The 230-nt window shown below is 55.7% G+C and carries 1 pseudogene; it reads right to left on the bottom strand.

What is annotated here, in order from left to right:
* Window positions 1-230, bottom strand: a pseudogene (locus tag EAS64_RS47055) (Dyp-type peroxidase domain-containing protein); the annotation flags it as partial.

Raw genomic sequence — 230 nt, 5'->3', positions numbered from 1 at the left:
ATGACCTCAAAACCCAGGTTATCGAGCTTATCAAAGTCGGGGTCATCAAATTCATCATTGCCAGTCAAGGGCGCACCATTAGAGAGCTTACGCCCGATAGCGTCTTCACGAGCGGGGGTATCGACCTCATCCCAAGTATCCAGATTCATGTGGATGCGCCTAATCACCACGGAGGTACCGCCCGGTTCCCAGGCCTGCGGGAAGTTCTGCTCAGCGCTCCCCTCACCCCA

The sequence above is a fragment of the Trebonia kvetii genome, from assembly GCF_007827045.1.
Taxonomy (GTDB): domain Bacteria; phylum Actinomycetota; class Actinomycetes; order Streptosporangiales; family Streptosporangiaceae; genus Trebonia; species Trebonia kvetii.
The sequence above is the reverse complement of the archived record's forward strand: the minus strand, read 5'-3'. Positions and strand labels throughout refer to the sequence as shown.